This is a genomic window from Bacillus sp. FJAT-53060 (assembly GCF_037104745.1).
Taxonomy (GTDB): Bacteria; Bacillota; Bacilli; order Bacillales; family Bacillaceae; genus Bacillus; species Bacillus stratosphericus_B.
On the sequence record NZ_JBAWSW010000026.1, the window covers coordinates 24,763 to 39,511 of the forward strand.

General features: G+C 41.0%; 13 protein-coding genes and 1 pseudogene. All 14 read left to right on the top strand.

Annotated features, from left to right (window positions below; translation table 11 throughout):
* Nucleotides 1–5 precede the first annotated feature (5 nt).
* Nucleotides 6–1,358, top strand: a complete 1,353-nt coding sequence (gene accC / locus WAX46_RS10720; protein WP_226568283.1) for an acetyl-CoA carboxylase biotin carboxylase subunit — start codon at nucleotides 6–8, stop codon at nucleotides 1,356–1,358.
* Between the two features lie 22 nt (nucleotides 1,359–1,380).
* Nucleotides 1,381–1,787 (top strand): annotated as a pseudogene (locus tag WAX46_RS10725) (Asp23/Gls24 family envelope stress response protein).
* A 198-nt stretch (nucleotides 1,788–1,985) separates the two neighbouring features.
* Nucleotides 1,986–2,381, top strand: coding sequence for a transcription antitermination factor NusB (nusB, locus tag WAX46_RS10730; RefSeq protein ID WP_226568282.1), 396 nt, complete (start codon nucleotides 1,986–1,988; stop codon nucleotides 2,379–2,381).
* An 11-nt stretch (nucleotides 2,382–2,392) separates the two neighbouring features.
* Nucleotides 2,393–3,244, top strand: a complete 852-nt coding sequence (gene folD / locus WAX46_RS10735) for a bifunctional methylenetetrahydrofolate dehydrogenase/methenyltetrahydrofolate cyclohydrolase FolD (protein ID WP_226568281.1) — start codon at nucleotides 2,393–2,395, stop codon at nucleotides 3,242–3,244.
* A gap of 70 nt (nucleotides 3,245–3,314) precedes the next feature.
* The gene (gene xseA, locus WAX46_RS10740) at nucleotides 3,315–4,661 is read left to right on the top strand and encodes an exodeoxyribonuclease VII large subunit (RefSeq protein WP_336493914.1); all 1,347 of its coding nucleotides are present in this window, start codon (nucleotides 3,315–3,317) and stop codon (nucleotides 4,659–4,661) included.
* Nucleotides 4,658–4,918 carry an exodeoxyribonuclease VII small subunit gene (locus WAX46_RS10745; protein ID WP_336493916.1) on the top strand — a complete coding sequence of 87 codons (261 nt, stop codon included), beginning with the start codon at nucleotides 4,658–4,660 and terminating at the stop codon, nucleotides 4,916–4,918. The genes xseA and WAX46_RS10745 overlap by 4 nt, the downstream gene beginning before the upstream one ends.
* Entirely contained in the window at nucleotides 4,908–5,798 is an 891-nt protein-coding gene (locus WAX46_RS10750; protein ID WP_226568278.1) for a polyprenyl synthetase family protein, read from the top strand. The genes WAX46_RS10745 and WAX46_RS10750 overlap by 11 nt, the downstream gene beginning before the upstream one ends.
* Before the next feature lie 150 nt (nucleotides 5,799–5,948).
* The gene (gene dxs, locus WAX46_RS10755) at nucleotides 5,949–7,850 is read left to right on the top strand and encodes a 1-deoxy-D-xylulose-5-phosphate synthase (RefSeq protein WP_336493917.1); all 1,902 of its coding nucleotides are present in this window, start codon (nucleotides 5,949–5,951) and stop codon (nucleotides 7,848–7,850) included.
* The gene (locus WAX46_RS10760) at nucleotides 7,847–8,701 is read left to right on the top strand and encodes a TlyA family RNA methyltransferase (RefSeq protein WP_336493918.1); all 855 of its coding nucleotides are present in this window, start codon (nucleotides 7,847–7,849) and stop codon (nucleotides 8,699–8,701) included. Before dxs ends, WAX46_RS10760 begins: the two co-directional genes overlap by 4 nt.
* A gap of 162 nt (nucleotides 8,702–8,863) precedes the next feature.
* Complete coding sequence (gene ahrC / locus WAX46_RS10765) at nucleotides 8,864–9,313, top strand: transcriptional regulator AhrC/ArgR (protein ID WP_336493920.1); 450 nt, start codon at nucleotides 8,864–8,866, stop codon at nucleotides 9,311–9,313.
* A gap of 34 nt (nucleotides 9,314–9,347) precedes the next feature.
* Nucleotides 9,348–11,081 (top strand): DNA repair protein RecN, encoded by a 1,734-nt coding sequence (gene recN / locus WAX46_RS10770; protein ID WP_336493922.1) that lies wholly within the window; start codon nucleotides 9,348–9,350, stop codon nucleotides 11,079–11,081.
* A 199-nt stretch (nucleotides 11,082–11,280) separates the two neighbouring features.
* Complete coding sequence (gene spoIVB, locus WAX46_RS10775; protein WP_336493924.1) at nucleotides 11,281–12,558, top strand: SpoIVB peptidase; 1,278 nt, start codon at nucleotides 11,281–11,283, stop codon at nucleotides 12,556–12,558.
* 285 nt (nucleotides 12,559–12,843) lie between these two features.
* Nucleotides 12,844–13,644 carry a sporulation transcription factor Spo0A gene (spo0A, locus tag WAX46_RS10780; RefSeq protein WP_226568272.1) on the top strand — a complete coding sequence of 267 codons (801 nt, stop codon included), beginning with the start codon at nucleotides 12,844–12,846 and terminating at the stop codon, nucleotides 13,642–13,644.
* A gap of 223 nt (nucleotides 13,645–13,867) precedes the next feature.
* Nucleotides 13,868–14,605 carry a glycerophosphodiester phosphodiesterase gene (locus WAX46_RS10785; protein ID WP_226568271.1) on the top strand — a complete coding sequence of 246 codons (738 nt, stop codon included), beginning with the start codon at nucleotides 13,868–13,870 and terminating at the stop codon, nucleotides 14,603–14,605.
* The last annotated feature ends 144 nt before the right edge of the window (nucleotides 14,606–14,749 follow it).

A 14,749-nucleotide genomic window follows, 5' to 3' on the forward strand; every position in this document is an offset into this window, starting at 1 on the left:
CGATCATGATTAAAAAGCTATTAATTGCAAACAGAGGAGAAATCGCAGTTAGAATCATCAGGGCCTGCAAAGAGCTAGGAATTGAAACGGTTGCGGTATTTTCTAAAGCGGATCGCAACGCACTACATGTTCAAATGGCTGATGAAGCATATTGCATTGGACCGACTGCTTCAAAAGATAGTTATTTAAATATCACAAACATTGTCAGTGTCGCAAAGCTGACAGGTACAGATGCGATTCATCCAGGATACGGCTTCCTTGCTGAAAATGCAGACTTTGCAGAGCTTTGTGCGGAGTGTAATGTTATCTTTGTTGGACCATCTGCATCAGCGATTTCTAAAATGGGAACGAAAGATGTCGCAAGAGAAACAATGAAACAAGCAGGCGTACCGATTGTCCCTGGTTCTCAAGGAATTGTAAAAGATCTTGATGATGCCGTTTCAACAGCAGCAAGTATTGGGTATCCAGTTATTATTAAAGCGACTGCAGGCGGCGGCGGTAAAGGTATCCGCGTAGCTCGTACTGAAGAAGAGCTCATTAACGGTGTCAAAATTACGCAGCAAGAAGCTGCACAAAACTTTGGTAACCCAGGCGTCTATTTGGAGAAGTTCATTGAAGACTTTAGACACGTGGAAATCCAAGTGCTTGCAGACAAGCACGGCCATACGATTCACTTAGGTGAGCGCGATTGCTCAATCCAAAGAAGAATGCAAAAACTTCTTGAAGAAACACCATCACCAGCACTTAATGCAGACATCCGTGAGCAAATGGGTGATGCAGCCGTGAAAGCAGCAGAAGCTGTTGAATACACAGGAGCCGGAACGGTCGAATTCATTTATGATTATAATGAAGAGAAGTTCTACTTCATGGAAATGAATACCCGCATTCAAGTAGAGCATCCTGTTACCGAAATGGTGACAGGTGTTGACTTGATCAAAGAACAAATTAAGGTCGCATCAGGTGAGCCGCTATCTCTTACCCAAGATGATGTCGTATATGAAGGCTGGGCGATCGAATGCCGTATTAATGCAGAAAACCCAGAGAAAAACTTTATGCCTTCTGCTGGTGAAATTAAAATGTATCTTCCGCCGGGCGGTCTAGGTGTTCGTGTTGACTCTGCCGCTTATCCGAGTTATGTGATTCCGCCCTATTACGATAGCATGATTGCAAAAGTGATCACGTATGGTAAAACGAGAGAAGAAGCAATTGCCAAAATGAAACGTGCGCTTCAAGAATTCGTCATTGAAGGAGTCTACACAACGATTCCATTCCACCTCAGATTGCTTGAGCATGAAACATTCGTGAGCGGTAATTTTAATACGAAGTTTTTAGAAACGTATCAAATCATGAAGCCATAACAGCTTTTGGAGGTGAATGATCGTGTCAGAAAACAATTTGCTTGAAATGAACCTTGATGAAGGTCAATTGGGAAAAGTGCAAATTGCGCCAGAAGTGATTGAAGTCATTGCGGGAATCGCAGCTTCAGAGGTTAAAGGAATTGCTGAAATGCGCGGCAATTTCGCTGCTGATGTAGCAGAACGCTTTGGGAAGAAAAATCACCGTAAAGGTGTAAAAGTAGATGTCTCTGATGAAGGCATCACAATCGATGTGTATTGTGTGGTTGAATTTGGCCTATCTATTCCAAAGGTATCCACTGCTGTTCAAGAGAATATCCGTCAAACCCTTTTGAACATGACTGCCTTAACGATTAATGAAATCAACATTCATGTCGTCGGCATTCAATTTGATACAAAACATGAGGCTTGAAAGTAGATAAAGAAATGTAAAAATGGGTTAAAGTGAAACCAGGGAGGCATTGCTTCTTTGGTTTTTTAAAAGCCTATTTTTGGGTAAGTTCCGTCACGCGTTGATTTATTCGTTTTTCGTGTCAGCTTGCATGGATCTTGGTGCGACCACGGTCAAAATATGTTATGATCTCTGTATGGCTTAACGACAAGCGGATAAAGTGGTTAAAGGAGTAAATAATGAAAAGAAGAACTGCAAGAGAAAAGGCGCTACAAACATTATTTCAAATTGATGTAAGCAATATTAATCCGAAAGAGGCCATTACACATGCGCTGGATGAACAAGAATCAGATCCTTTTTTCGAGGAACTGGTTTTCGGTGTGCTCGAACAAAAGGACAAGCTCGATGAAATGATTTCACAGCATCTTGTGAATTGGAAACTCGATCGTATTGCGAATGTAGACAGAGCTATTTTAAGGCTGTCTGTGTACGAGATGGTGTATCAAGAAGACATCCCAGTTAGTGTTTCAATGAATGAAGCCATTGAGCTGGCCAAATTATTTGGTGATGATAAAGCGCCGAAATTTGTAAATGGTGTACTTTCAAACATTAAAAACGACCTAAAGCACCAATAGGAGGATTCGACATGACAGCAACAATCATCGATGGGAAAGAAACAGCAAAAGAAAAGCGTGAACAATTAGCAAAAGAAGTAGAAGAGCTAAAACAAAAAGGGGTCACACCTGGTCTTGCCGTTATTCTAATCGGAGATGATCCGGCTTCACTTTCTTACGTACGCGGGAAGAAAAAAGCAGCAGAATCAATGGGCATGCATTTTCAGCTTGATCATTTAAATGCTTCTATTACAGAAGAAGAATTGCTTCAGCTCATTGATCAATACAATGATGATGATCAACTCCACGGAATTCTTGTTCAGCTTCCGCTCCCAAAACACATTTCTGAAAAAGCCGTCATTGAACGTATCTCACCAGATAAAGATGTAGATGGTTTTCATCCGCTGAATATTGGGAAATTGCTACTTGGGGAAGACACATTCCTTCCTTGTACGCCAGCAGGTATTGTTGAATTGCTAAACAAAACAGGTGTAGATCTTTCTGGAAAAGAAGTGGTTGTAGTTGGACGAAGCAATATTGTCGGCAAACCAGTTGGACAATTGCTGTTAAACGAACATGCCACCGTTACATACTGTCATTCTAGAACTGCAAATATTTCAGAACATACGTTAAAAGCGGATATTTTAGTTGTTGCCGTCGGTCGAGCAAACTTTATTAAAGCTGACCAAATTAAAGAAGGCGCTATTGTCATCGATGTAGGAGTCAATCGTTTAGATACTGGGAAACTGGTAGGGGATGTTGATTTTGAAGAGGCCAAAGAAAAAGCTTCTTATATCACACCAGTCCCTGGCGGAGTCGGCCCAATGACTATTACGATGCTTGCATATAATACGGTTAAATCAGCAAAACGTACATTAGCATAAGCTTTATCCATTCATCCACCTGCGTGCTGCCGGTGGATGAATGTGCGTTTTTGAAGAGGAGGAATACGTCATGAGTGAAAAAGCCTTTGTGACGGTCACAGCTCTTACAAAATATATAAAGAGAAAATTCGATGTTGACCCTCACTTAGAAGATATTTGGATCAAAGGTGAGTTATCAAATGTGAAGATTCATTCAAGAGGTCATGTTTACTTCACCTTAAAAGACGAAAACGCACGCATGCAAGCTGTGATGTTTCAGCGTTCTTCATCTAAGCTACCTTTTTCGCCAAAGAGCGGAATGAAAGTGTTCGTACGCGGCGGGATCCAAGTATATGAGCCGAGTGGTAACTATCAATTATATGCAAAGGAAATGCAGCCTGATGGTGTTGGTGCTCTTCATCTAGCTTATGAAGAGCTAAAGAAAAAACTAGCAAGTGAAGGCTTATTTGATGTGCGCTATAAAAAACAAATCCCTGAATATCCAGAGGTCGTTGGTGTCATCACATCACCAACAGGAGCCGCTGTTCGAGATGTCATCACAACCATCAATCGGCGGTATCAACAGGCCAAAATCATTGTGATTCCGGCGTTAGTCCAAGGAGAAAATGCTATTCGTTCTATCGTCGAACGAATTAAAGAAGCAAATGAAAAAAAGCTCTGCGATGTGTTGATTGTCGGAAGAGGCGGAGGCTCGATTGAAGAGCTTTGGGCCTTTAATGAAGAAGCAGTCGCAAGAGCGATCTTTACATCAGACATTCCCATCATTTCTGCAGTTGGACACGAAACGGACTTTACGATCAGTGATTTTACTGCAGACATGAGAGCACCCACACCAACAGGCGCAGCCGAGTTAGCTGTTCCAGATACCACCGACTTAATTGACCGAATCAAATCCATCGACATTCGGTTAACAAGGGCGACAAAAAATCGAACTTCTCAAGCGAAGGAACGTCTTGTGGCGCTTCAATCCTCTTATGCCTTCCGTTTTCCAAAGCGATTACAGGAGCAAAAAGAGCAGCAATTTGATATGGTATTTGATCGTTTTCAAAAAAAACTGACGAAACAAATTGAACAAAAACGCAGCCAACTTGACCGCCAAACATACAGACTAAAGCCACTTCATCCAAAAGAGCAGCTGCTTCATGAGAAAAAACGTTACGCCAATGAAACAGATCAGCTCATCCGTAATATGAATGTGCAAATGAAAACAATTCATTCGCAGTTCCAATCTGTTCTTGGTAAACTAAATGCATTAAATCCTCTTCAAGTGATGGAAAGAGGCTACAGTTTAGCCTATAAAGAAGATGAACTGATTAAAAGTGTAAACCAAGTAGAAACGAACGATCATCTGACCATTACAATGAAGGATGGACGTCTTATTTGTGAGGTTATTGAAAAGGAGGGACAATCATCATGACAGAATCAAACAAACAAAAAGAAGAACAAATGACATTTGAAGAAGCCATGAAAGGTCTAGAAGAGATTGTTCGGAAGCTCGAAGAAGGAGATGTACCGCTTGAGCAGGCCATTCATTATTTCAAAGAAGGCATGACTCTTTCAAAGCTTTGTCATGAAAAATTACAGCATGTTGAAAAGCAAATGGATTTTATTTTAAAAGAGGACGGTGAACTGGCTTCTTTTACAGTGAAGGAGGCGGATGCTAGTGACAAATAATCTAAATGAATTCTTGACAACACGAAAACAAGTAATTGAAGATTATTTATTTACATATGTTCAGGAATTACAAATTCCAGAACAACTGAAATCCTCTATGCTCTATTCTCTAAAAGCAGGCGGAAAAAGGCTTCGCCCTGTTCTCGTCCTTGCTCTCTTAAATGCCTATGGAAAAAGAGAAAAAGACGGTATACCTGTTGGCTGCGCAGTGGAAATGATTCATACATATTCATTGATTCATGACGATCTTCCTTGTATGGATGACGATGACCTTAGAAGAGGAAAGCCAACCAACCATAAAGTATATGGAGAAGCAACAGCTGTTCTTGCGGGTGATGCGCTTTTAACCGAGAGCTTCCGCCTGATTACATCACAATTATCTGAAGATGTACCCGCTGATCAAAAGCTCAGAATCATCGATGAACTTGTGAAATCAGCAGGGGCACTTGGAATGGTTGGCGGTCAATTTGAGGATATGGAAGCAGAGCAAAAACAAATACCTCTTGCTGAACTGGAATCCATTCACGCGCGAAAAACAGGAAAGCTCCTAACCTTCAGCGTGGCAGCAGGTGCGATGCTGGCAGGCGCATCTGATGATGATATCGAAAAGCTAAGAGAATTTAGCTATCATATTGGAATTGCCTTTCAAATCCGTGATGATATTTTAGATCTTGAAGGAAGCGAAGAAAAGATTGGGAAACGTGTCGGCTCTGACACAGCAAATGATAAGTCGACGTATCCTTCTTTAATAACGCTTTCAAGAGCAAAAGAAAAACTAAATGAACATATCACTCGTGCAAAAGAAATCGTCTCAAACCTTGAGTTAAAGCAGCAATTATTGCATGACCTATGTGATCTCATTGCCTCAAGAGATCATTAAAAATAGCCAGATTTGGGGGTCTTCGAGTAATTGTGGTAAACTGAAAACAGTTTATCATGATGAGACAAATCTTTTTCCTCGTTTGGTATTCATAGGAATAAGGCATTATAGATGTATGTAGAAATTTTGTTGAAAGCGAGTTGATCCTGATTGGATCTTTTATCAATAAAAAATCCAACCTTTCTAAAAGGAATGTCAAATGCAGAATTAGAGGAGCTTAGTGCTGACATTCGTACGTTTTTAATAGAGTCCTTAGCTAACTCTGGTGGGCACATCGGTCCGAACCTTGGTGTCGTTGAACTCACTGTTGCGCTTCATAAAGTATTTGACAGCCCGAAAGACAAATTCCTTTGGGATGTTGGACATCAATCGTACGTTCACAAGCTATTAACTGGAAGAGGTGCGGAGTTTGATACGCTTCGTCAATATAAAGGACTATGCGGTTTTCCTAAACGAAATGAAAGTGAACATGATGTATGGGAAACGGGTCACAGTTCAACCTCATTATCTGGTGCGATGGGTATGGCTGCAGCGCGGGATATCAGAGGAACAGATGAATATATCCTCCCGATTATTGGAGATGGTGCATTAACCGGCGGTATGGCGTTAGAAGCACTGAATCATATCGGTGATGAAAAGAAAGATATGATTGTGATCTTAAACGACAATGAAATGAGTATTGCGCCAAACGTGGGTGCCATTCATACAATGCTTGGCAGATTGCGCACTGCTGGTAAATACCAATGGGTAAAGGACGAGCTCGAATATGTATTCAAGCGTATTCCAGCAGTAGGTGGAAAGCTTGCTGCAACAGCAGAACGCATAAAAGACAGCCTGAAATATTTGCTTGTGTCTGGCATGTTCTTTGAGGAAATGGGGTTCACCTACTTAGGTCCTGTAGATGGTCATTCCTACGAAGATCTTTTTGAAAACCTTGAATACGCGAAGAAAACAAAAGGTCCTGTCCTCCTTCATGTCATTACGAAAAAAGGAAAAGGCTATAAGCCAGCAGAATCTGATAAAATCGGGACTTGGCACGGCACAGGTCCATACAAAATTGATACAGGTGATTTCGTTAAACCGACAGCAGCGGCTCCGTCATGGAGTGGTCTAGTCAGTGAGACAGTAAGAAAGCTGGCGAGAGAAGATGAGCGAATTGTCGCAATTACGCCTGCTATGCCTGTGGGATCAAAGCTTGAAGGGTTTGCAAAGGAATTTCCAGAGCGAATGTTTGATGTAGGAATTGCAGAGCAGCATGCAGCAACAATGGCAGCTGGACTTGCCACTCAGGATATGAAGCCATTTTTAGCTATTTATTCAACCTTCCTACAAAGAGCCTATGATCAAGTGCTGCATGACATCTGCCGTCAGAACCTCAACGTGTTTATCGGAATTGACCGTGCGGGTCTCGTTGGAGCAGATGGAGAAACGCATCAAGGTGTGTTTGACATTGCGTTTATGCGCCATATGCCGAATATGGTACTTATGATGCCAAAGGATGAAAACGAAGGACAGCATATGGTCAATACAGCTATTCAGTATGATGACGGACCTATTGCCATGCGCTTTCCGCGTGGAAATGGGCTAGGCGTTAAAATGGATGAACAGCTTAAAACCATTCCCATTGGCTCCTGGGAAGTTCTTCGTCCAGGGAAGGATGCCGTTATTTTAACGTTCGGTACAACGATTAAAATGGCGCTGCAAGCAGCAGAAGAATTGCAAAAAGAAGGAAAATCTGTTCGTGTCGTCAATGCCCGTTTTATTAAGCCTCTTGATGAAGCAATGTTAAATGAAATACTGTCTGAAGGTATTTCGATATTAACGATTGAAGAAGCTGTGCTCCAAGGTGGATTTGGAAGCAGTGTATTAGAATATATACACGACAAAAAAACATCACATGTAAAGGTAGAACGTATGGGCATTCCAGATGAATTTATTGAGCATGGAAGTGTCGATGCACTGCTTGAAGAAATTGGTCTGACGAAAATACAGGTTGCTGAGGTTTTACGTGACCTGCTACCCGCAGCACCAAGAAAAGGAATTGGATCATGACATCAAAGAAAGAACGACTTGACGTTTTACTAGTCGAACAAGGACTAATGGAAACGAGAGAGAAAGCAAAGCGTGCCATCATGGCAGGGATCGTTTATTCAAATGAAAACCGTTTGGATAAACCAGGAGAGAAAATTGATCGTGACACACCTCTTATTGTGAAGGGGAATCCTTTGAAATATGTGAGCCGCGGCGGGTTAAAGCTCGAAAAAGCACTAAAAGAATTTGACTTAACAGTTAAAGGGAAATCACTGATCGATATCGGTTCATCAACAGGCGGTTTTACAGATTGTGCACTCCAAAATGGAGCCGTTAAATCATATGCTGTTGATGTTGGCTACAATCAGCTTGCATGGACATTAAGGCAGGATAAACGAGTCATCGTCATGGAACGCACCAATTTCCGCCATTCCGTTCCAACTGATTTTACTGAAGGACTGCCGGAGGTTGCGTCTATTGATGTTTCTTTTATTTCACTCAAACTCATTCTTCCAGCTTTAAAGCATATTCTTGTCCCAGGCGGTGACTGTATCGCGCTGGTCAAGCCCCAATTTGAAGCCGGCAGAGAGCTTGTCGGAAAAAAAGGTATTGTACGCGAACCATCAGTCCACCTCGGTGTGCTAAAAGAAATGAATCAATTTGCGTCAAAAGAAAGCTATGACGTAGAGGATGTTTCTTTTTCACCTATAACTGGTGGTGACGGGAATATTGAATTCCTGCTCCATTTGGTGCTTCGTCCTGATCAACAGGAGAATGCGGCACTGTCGACTTCTGCACTTGAGAAAGTGGTCAAGGAAGCCCATTCCGTATTGAAGGAAAAGAAAAACAGTCCTGAGCTGGATAACACATGAGATCATTGAAGCAAAAGGAATAATAGCTCGCTATTATTCCTTTTTACATGGCCAAAAGACGAGAATCGACAGTTTCTCATGTAATGCTTGTTTTTTGAAGTGTGCATCAGATAACATAGAGCGTAAAGACAAACTGAGAATGAAACGCCTAGGGGGGTCAAAATGAATAAAGGTCAAAGGCATATTAAAATTAGAGAAATTATTGCAAGCCAAGAGATAGAAACACAAGATGAGTTAGTTGATATTTTGAAAGCAGATGGCTATAACATCACGCAGGCAACCGTTTCAAGAGATATAAAAGAACTGCACTTAGTGAAGGTGCCGACGAACAATGGAACATATAAATATAGCCTTCCTGCAGATCAGAGATTTAATCCGCTGTCAAAGCTGAAGCGTGCTCTCATGGATGCATTTATTAAGATGGACGCTGCCAGCCATTTAATCGTGCTTAAAACAATGCCAGGTAACGCTCAGGCTATCGGTGCTTTAATGGATAATTTAGATTGGGAAGAAATTATGGGAACCATATGCGGGGATGATACCATTTTGATCATTTGCCGCACACCAGATGATACGGATACAGTTTCGACCAAAATTTTAGAGCTTCTATAAAGAGATTAGGTTTACAAAAAGAGGTGTCATATGAGTGTTAGCAGAACTAACCATTAAAAACTTTGCAATCATTGAAGAGTTAACGGTTTCATTTGAAAAGGGACTCACGGTTCTAACAGGGGAAACAGGTGCCGGGAAATCAATTATGATTGACGCTGTCTCGCTTCTCGTAGGAGGAAGAGGGTCATCTGAATTTGTTCGTTACGGTGAAAAAAAGGCAGAGCTGGAGGGGCTTTTTCTTGTACCAGCAGATCATCCCGTATTTGCCCTATGTGAAGAACAAGGAATCGATGCATCTGATAAAATGATGATTCTTCGCCGTGATATTAACCAAAATGGGAAAAGCATCTGCCGTATTAATGGCAAGCTTGTCACCATCTCTATATTAAGAGAAGTAGGGCGACTTTTGCTCGATATACATGGTCAGCACGATAACCAGCTCTTGATGGAGGATGAAAATCATTTGCATTTGCTTGATCAATTTGGAGCTGAAGAGATTGCACCTGCTTTATCACAATATCAAGAAGCATATGATCAATATACGAAGACGGCCCATAAACTAAAACAGCTGTCTGAAAATGAGCAAGAATTGGTGCACCGCTTAGATTTATTACAATTTCAATTGGAAGAGATTGAAGCGGCTCAATTAGAGCTAGGAGAAGATGAAAGACTCCAGGAAGAACGCCATCAAATTAGCAACTATGAAAAAATCTATTCATCGCTTCAAAATGCGTATAACGCCCTGCGCAATGAGCAAGGAGGGCTTGATTGGGTTAGTATGGCTTCAAGCGAGCTAGAGCAGGTTTCCGAGATTAACGATGATTTGAAAAAACTCTCTGAGCAAGTCTCGAATGCCTATTACTTATTAGAGGATTCTACTTTTCAAATGCGGAGCATGCTGGATCAATTAGAATTCGACCCGGCACGTCTTGATTTTATTGAGTCTAGGCTGAATGAAATGAAGCAGTTAAAGCGGAAATACGGTTCCACTGTTGAGGAAATTTTAGAGTATGCGGCCAAGATTGAAGAGGAAATAGACCAAATAAAAAATCGGGACAGCCATTTGCAAACGCTCAAAAACAAACTGGATGCGATGAGTCGTGACGCACTGCTTGAAGCACTCAACCTATCAGAGCTCCGAAAAAAAATGGCCAAAAAGTTAGCTAAGCAAATTCAAGCGGAGTTAAAGGATTTGTATATGGAGAAGTCATCCTTTGATACGGCTTTTGCGATTCGATATGCGTCCTTTGGCAGCCGGGATTGTCCGCTTTTAAACGGGAAACCAGTACAGATTGGGAAAAATGGGATAGACCAAGCACAATTTGTCATCTCTACAAATACGGGAGAACCCATGAAATCTTTATCAAAAGTGGCATCAGGAGGAGAAATTTCACGCGTCATGCTGGCAGTGAAAAGTATTTTCTCAGCGAAACAAAATGTCACGTCCATTATTTTTGATGAAGTGGATACAGGCGTGAGTGGCAGAGTCGCACAGGCCATTGCAGAAAAAATTTATAAAGTAGCGGCAGGCTCACAAGTACTCTGCATCACACATTTACCGCAAGTGGCAGCAATGGCTGACACACATCTCTTCATTTCTAAACGCTCTAAAGCCGGTAGAACACTAACGAGTGTCAAACCATTAAGCCATGAAGATAAAGTGAGTGAAATTGGTCGAATGATCGCGGGTGTGGAAGTTACTGAGCTGACAAAACAACACGCACAAGAATTGTTGCATCAAGCAAATAATGTCAAGACGACAGGGTAGCTGAAAGACCAGCTGCCTTTTCTTATGTTGTCTAAAATTCACTGTATATACGCATGACATTGTCTTTTTCTTTTATCAATTTATCCAATCATTTTCTCCATGTGCCGGTTATAAATCGTCGCTAAGAAGGCAAAAGTAAAGATGTAGCCAAAACATTAATGTTCTGGTGTGGGTAAGGAGCGAGGAGAGTGAAAAATGAATGCCCGAAAAGATGAGAAAAGCCATTGGTGTTATTCTCCTTGTTTCTTTAATAAGTACAGGGTTTATGAGCAAAGTGAAGGAATATATCAGCATTCCAACAAATGTCGCAGTATTTGAGAACGAGAAGCAATCGATTGACACATCAATTGAAGCGGCAGCCGAAGCTTCTTCACCAGCCTTTAGTCTTTCAGAGAAAAAGAATCAACTTGAAGTAACGGGACAAAAGGCTGGAAAAGCCGAAATTGTTTATGATTTTAAAGGATTTCCTATTAAGAAAACAAAAGTCGATGTTCTCCCTGAATTAAAAGTCGTGCCAGGAGGACAATCGATTGGAGTCAAGCTCCACTCTGTAGGAGTTCTCGTTGTAGGTTTTCATCAAATCACAACGAAAGACGGCAAAAAGTCACCAGGTGAAGCCGCAGGCATTCAATCAGGGGATATGATCACTGAAATAAATGGTCAAAAAATGGAGAAAATGAATGACCTCACCCCATTCATCCAAAAAGCAGGGAAGACGGGGGAGAAACTTCATTTACTCATAAAGAGAGATCATAAAACCTTTCAAACAACATTAACACCTGCGAAAGATGTAAGTGAAGGCAACTATCGAATTGGTCTTTACATTCGTGATTCCGCAGCAGGAATTGGAACAATGACCTTCTTCGAACCGGCCTCTAAAAAGTATGGTGCCCTCGGTCATGTGATTTCTGACATGGATACAAAAAAACCAATTGTTGTCGACAATGGTGAAATTGTCAGATCAACCGTGACATCGATTGAAAAAGGCACAGGAGGTAATCCTGGAGAAAAATTGGCGAGGTTTTCTTCCGAACGAAAAACGATTGGTGATATCTCCCGTAACAGTCCGTTCGGTATATTTGGGACATTAACCGAAAAGCTTGAAAATCATGTAGCGGACAAACCTCTTCCAGTCGCTTTATCAAATGAAGTAAAAGAAGGGCCAGCAGAGATATTAACGGTTGTGGATCATGATCAAGTGGAGAAGTTTGATATTAAAATTGTCAGCACAACACCGCAAAAATTCCCAGCAACAAAAGGAATGGTTTTGAAAATAACAGATGAACGATTATTAAGCAAAACGGGTGGAATTGTTCAAGGGATGAGCGGAAGCCCCATCCTCCAAAATGGAAAAGTCATTGGAGCAGTCACGCACGTATTCGTCAATGACCCGACAAGCGGCTATGGCGTACACATTGAATGGATGCTGTCAGAAGCAGGAATTGATCTTTATCAAAAAAACAAAAAAGCAAGCTGATTAATCAAACTGCCGTGATCTTCCGGCAGTTTTTTTCTACTCTTTCTTTCTCTTCCATCATGTTATAAAATAAGGAAAAAGTGATTATTCGACAAAATAGAGAATAGTCTGTTGTCAAATTGCAATAATCGTCGATTCGTTAAGAAAAACGTAGAAAAAGCTAGATAATGCTCTATTATTCGGAAAATTAAAGTTTTTTAAAGGGGATAGCATGGTTTTGTCGAATTGAACACTCAGAAGAGGAATACAAAAGACTAAAGGAATCGACATTGGGGAGGAAAGAACGTGGAAAAAATTAAAGTGTGTGTAGCTGATGACAATCGAGAGCTTGTTGGCCTTTTGACAGAGTATATTGAGGGACAGGAAGATATGGAAGTACTTGGGGTGGCATATAATGGTCAGGAATGTCTGACATTATTTAAAGATAAAGAGCCAGACGTTATCCTCTTAGATATTATCATGCCTCATTTAGACGGTCTTGCTGTATTGGAACGACTCCGTGACTCTGATATGACCAAGCAGCCAAGTGTGATTATGCTAACGGCGTTCGGACAAGAAGATGTAACGAAAAAGGCAGTCGATTTGGGCGCATCCTATTTCATTTTAAAACCATTTGATATGGAAAACCTAGTCGGTCATATTCGTCAAGTCAGTGGAAACGGCACACAAGTCACCCATCGATCTTCATCTATCCAAAACAGTGTTCTTCGTAATAAACCTGAACCTAAACGTAAAAACTTAGATGCGAGCATTACGACGATAATTCATGAAATTGGAGTCCCAGCTCATATAAAAGGATATTTATACTTAAGAGAAGCGATTTCTATGGTGTACAATGACATTGAACTGCTTGGGAGCATCACAAAAGTATTGTATCCCGACATTGCAAAGAAATTTAACACGACAGCCAGCAGGGTGGAACGAGCGATTCGTCATGCCATCGAAGTCGCTTGGAGCAGAGGGAACATCGATTCCATTTCCTCACTTTTTGGTTATACAGTCAGTATGTCAAAAGCCAAACCGACCAATTCGGAATTTATTGCAATGGTTGCCGATCGTCTGCGTTTAGAGCATCGAGCAAGCTAATACATTTTACATGAAAAAACGTTTCTTTATTGAGGCGTTTTTTTATTTTGAAAAATGGTTGTAACAATCGTTAATTACAGTAGTCGCATTTGTTTCTTCCCTTTTTGTTCTTGACGCAGAGACCACAGAGCAATCCCTCTTCTTTCTAAGAAGAGGTGATCAAACTGGAAAAACAGAAATAAACACGTCATAATGGAGATAACATCATATTTAGAGGTGACATATGACGAAAATTTTTGCGCATAGGGGCTTTAAAGGAATCTATCCTGAAAACACCATGATAGCCTTTGAGCACGCACTCCATTCAGGAGCTGAAGGAATTGAGCTTGATGTTCAGTTGACCAAAGACGGCAGATTGGCTGTGATACATGATGAAAAACTGAACAGAACAACGAATTTGAATGGCTTAGTGAAAGACCATACATTTGAAGAATTAAAAAAAGGGGACGCAAGTCATTCTTTTTATGAAGAAACAGGTGCTGTGTCCATTCCCCTTTTAGAGGAAGTATTAGAGCTAGTCACGCAACAATCATCTTTTATGATCAATATCGAACTCAAAAATTCCATATATCGATATCCAGGTATAGAAGAGAAAGTAAAAGAGCAAATTGAGCGCTTTCAAATTGAAGATCGTGTGCTTGTCTCATCCTTTCATCACGGTAGTTTAGCTCTTTTTCACAAGCTAATGCCGCATATAGAGCTTGCTGTACTCACGATGGATGTCATTTATCAGCCGGAGATGTATTTAAAAACAATCCCTGCAAAGGGTTATCACCCTAATATCAAGTGCGCTGGGGTAACAAAAGAGGTCGTATCGGCTCTCCATGCTGCTGATCAGGTGATTAGACCTTTTACTGTCAACAGTGAGAAGCAAATGCAAAAAATGTTCTCCTTAGGTGTCGATGGGATATTCACTGACTTTCCTGACCGAGCCGTGAAATTAAGAGAAGACATGAGATAAAGACCTGCTATCATCCCTGATATTATCCCCTCTAAGTAGACAGTGTAAAAAGCCCAAGAACATATCTTGGCTGTTACACTATACTTGGAGGGGATTTTTTATGGCTAGAAAGGGACAACAATTTCAACACTATTCTAAAGAATT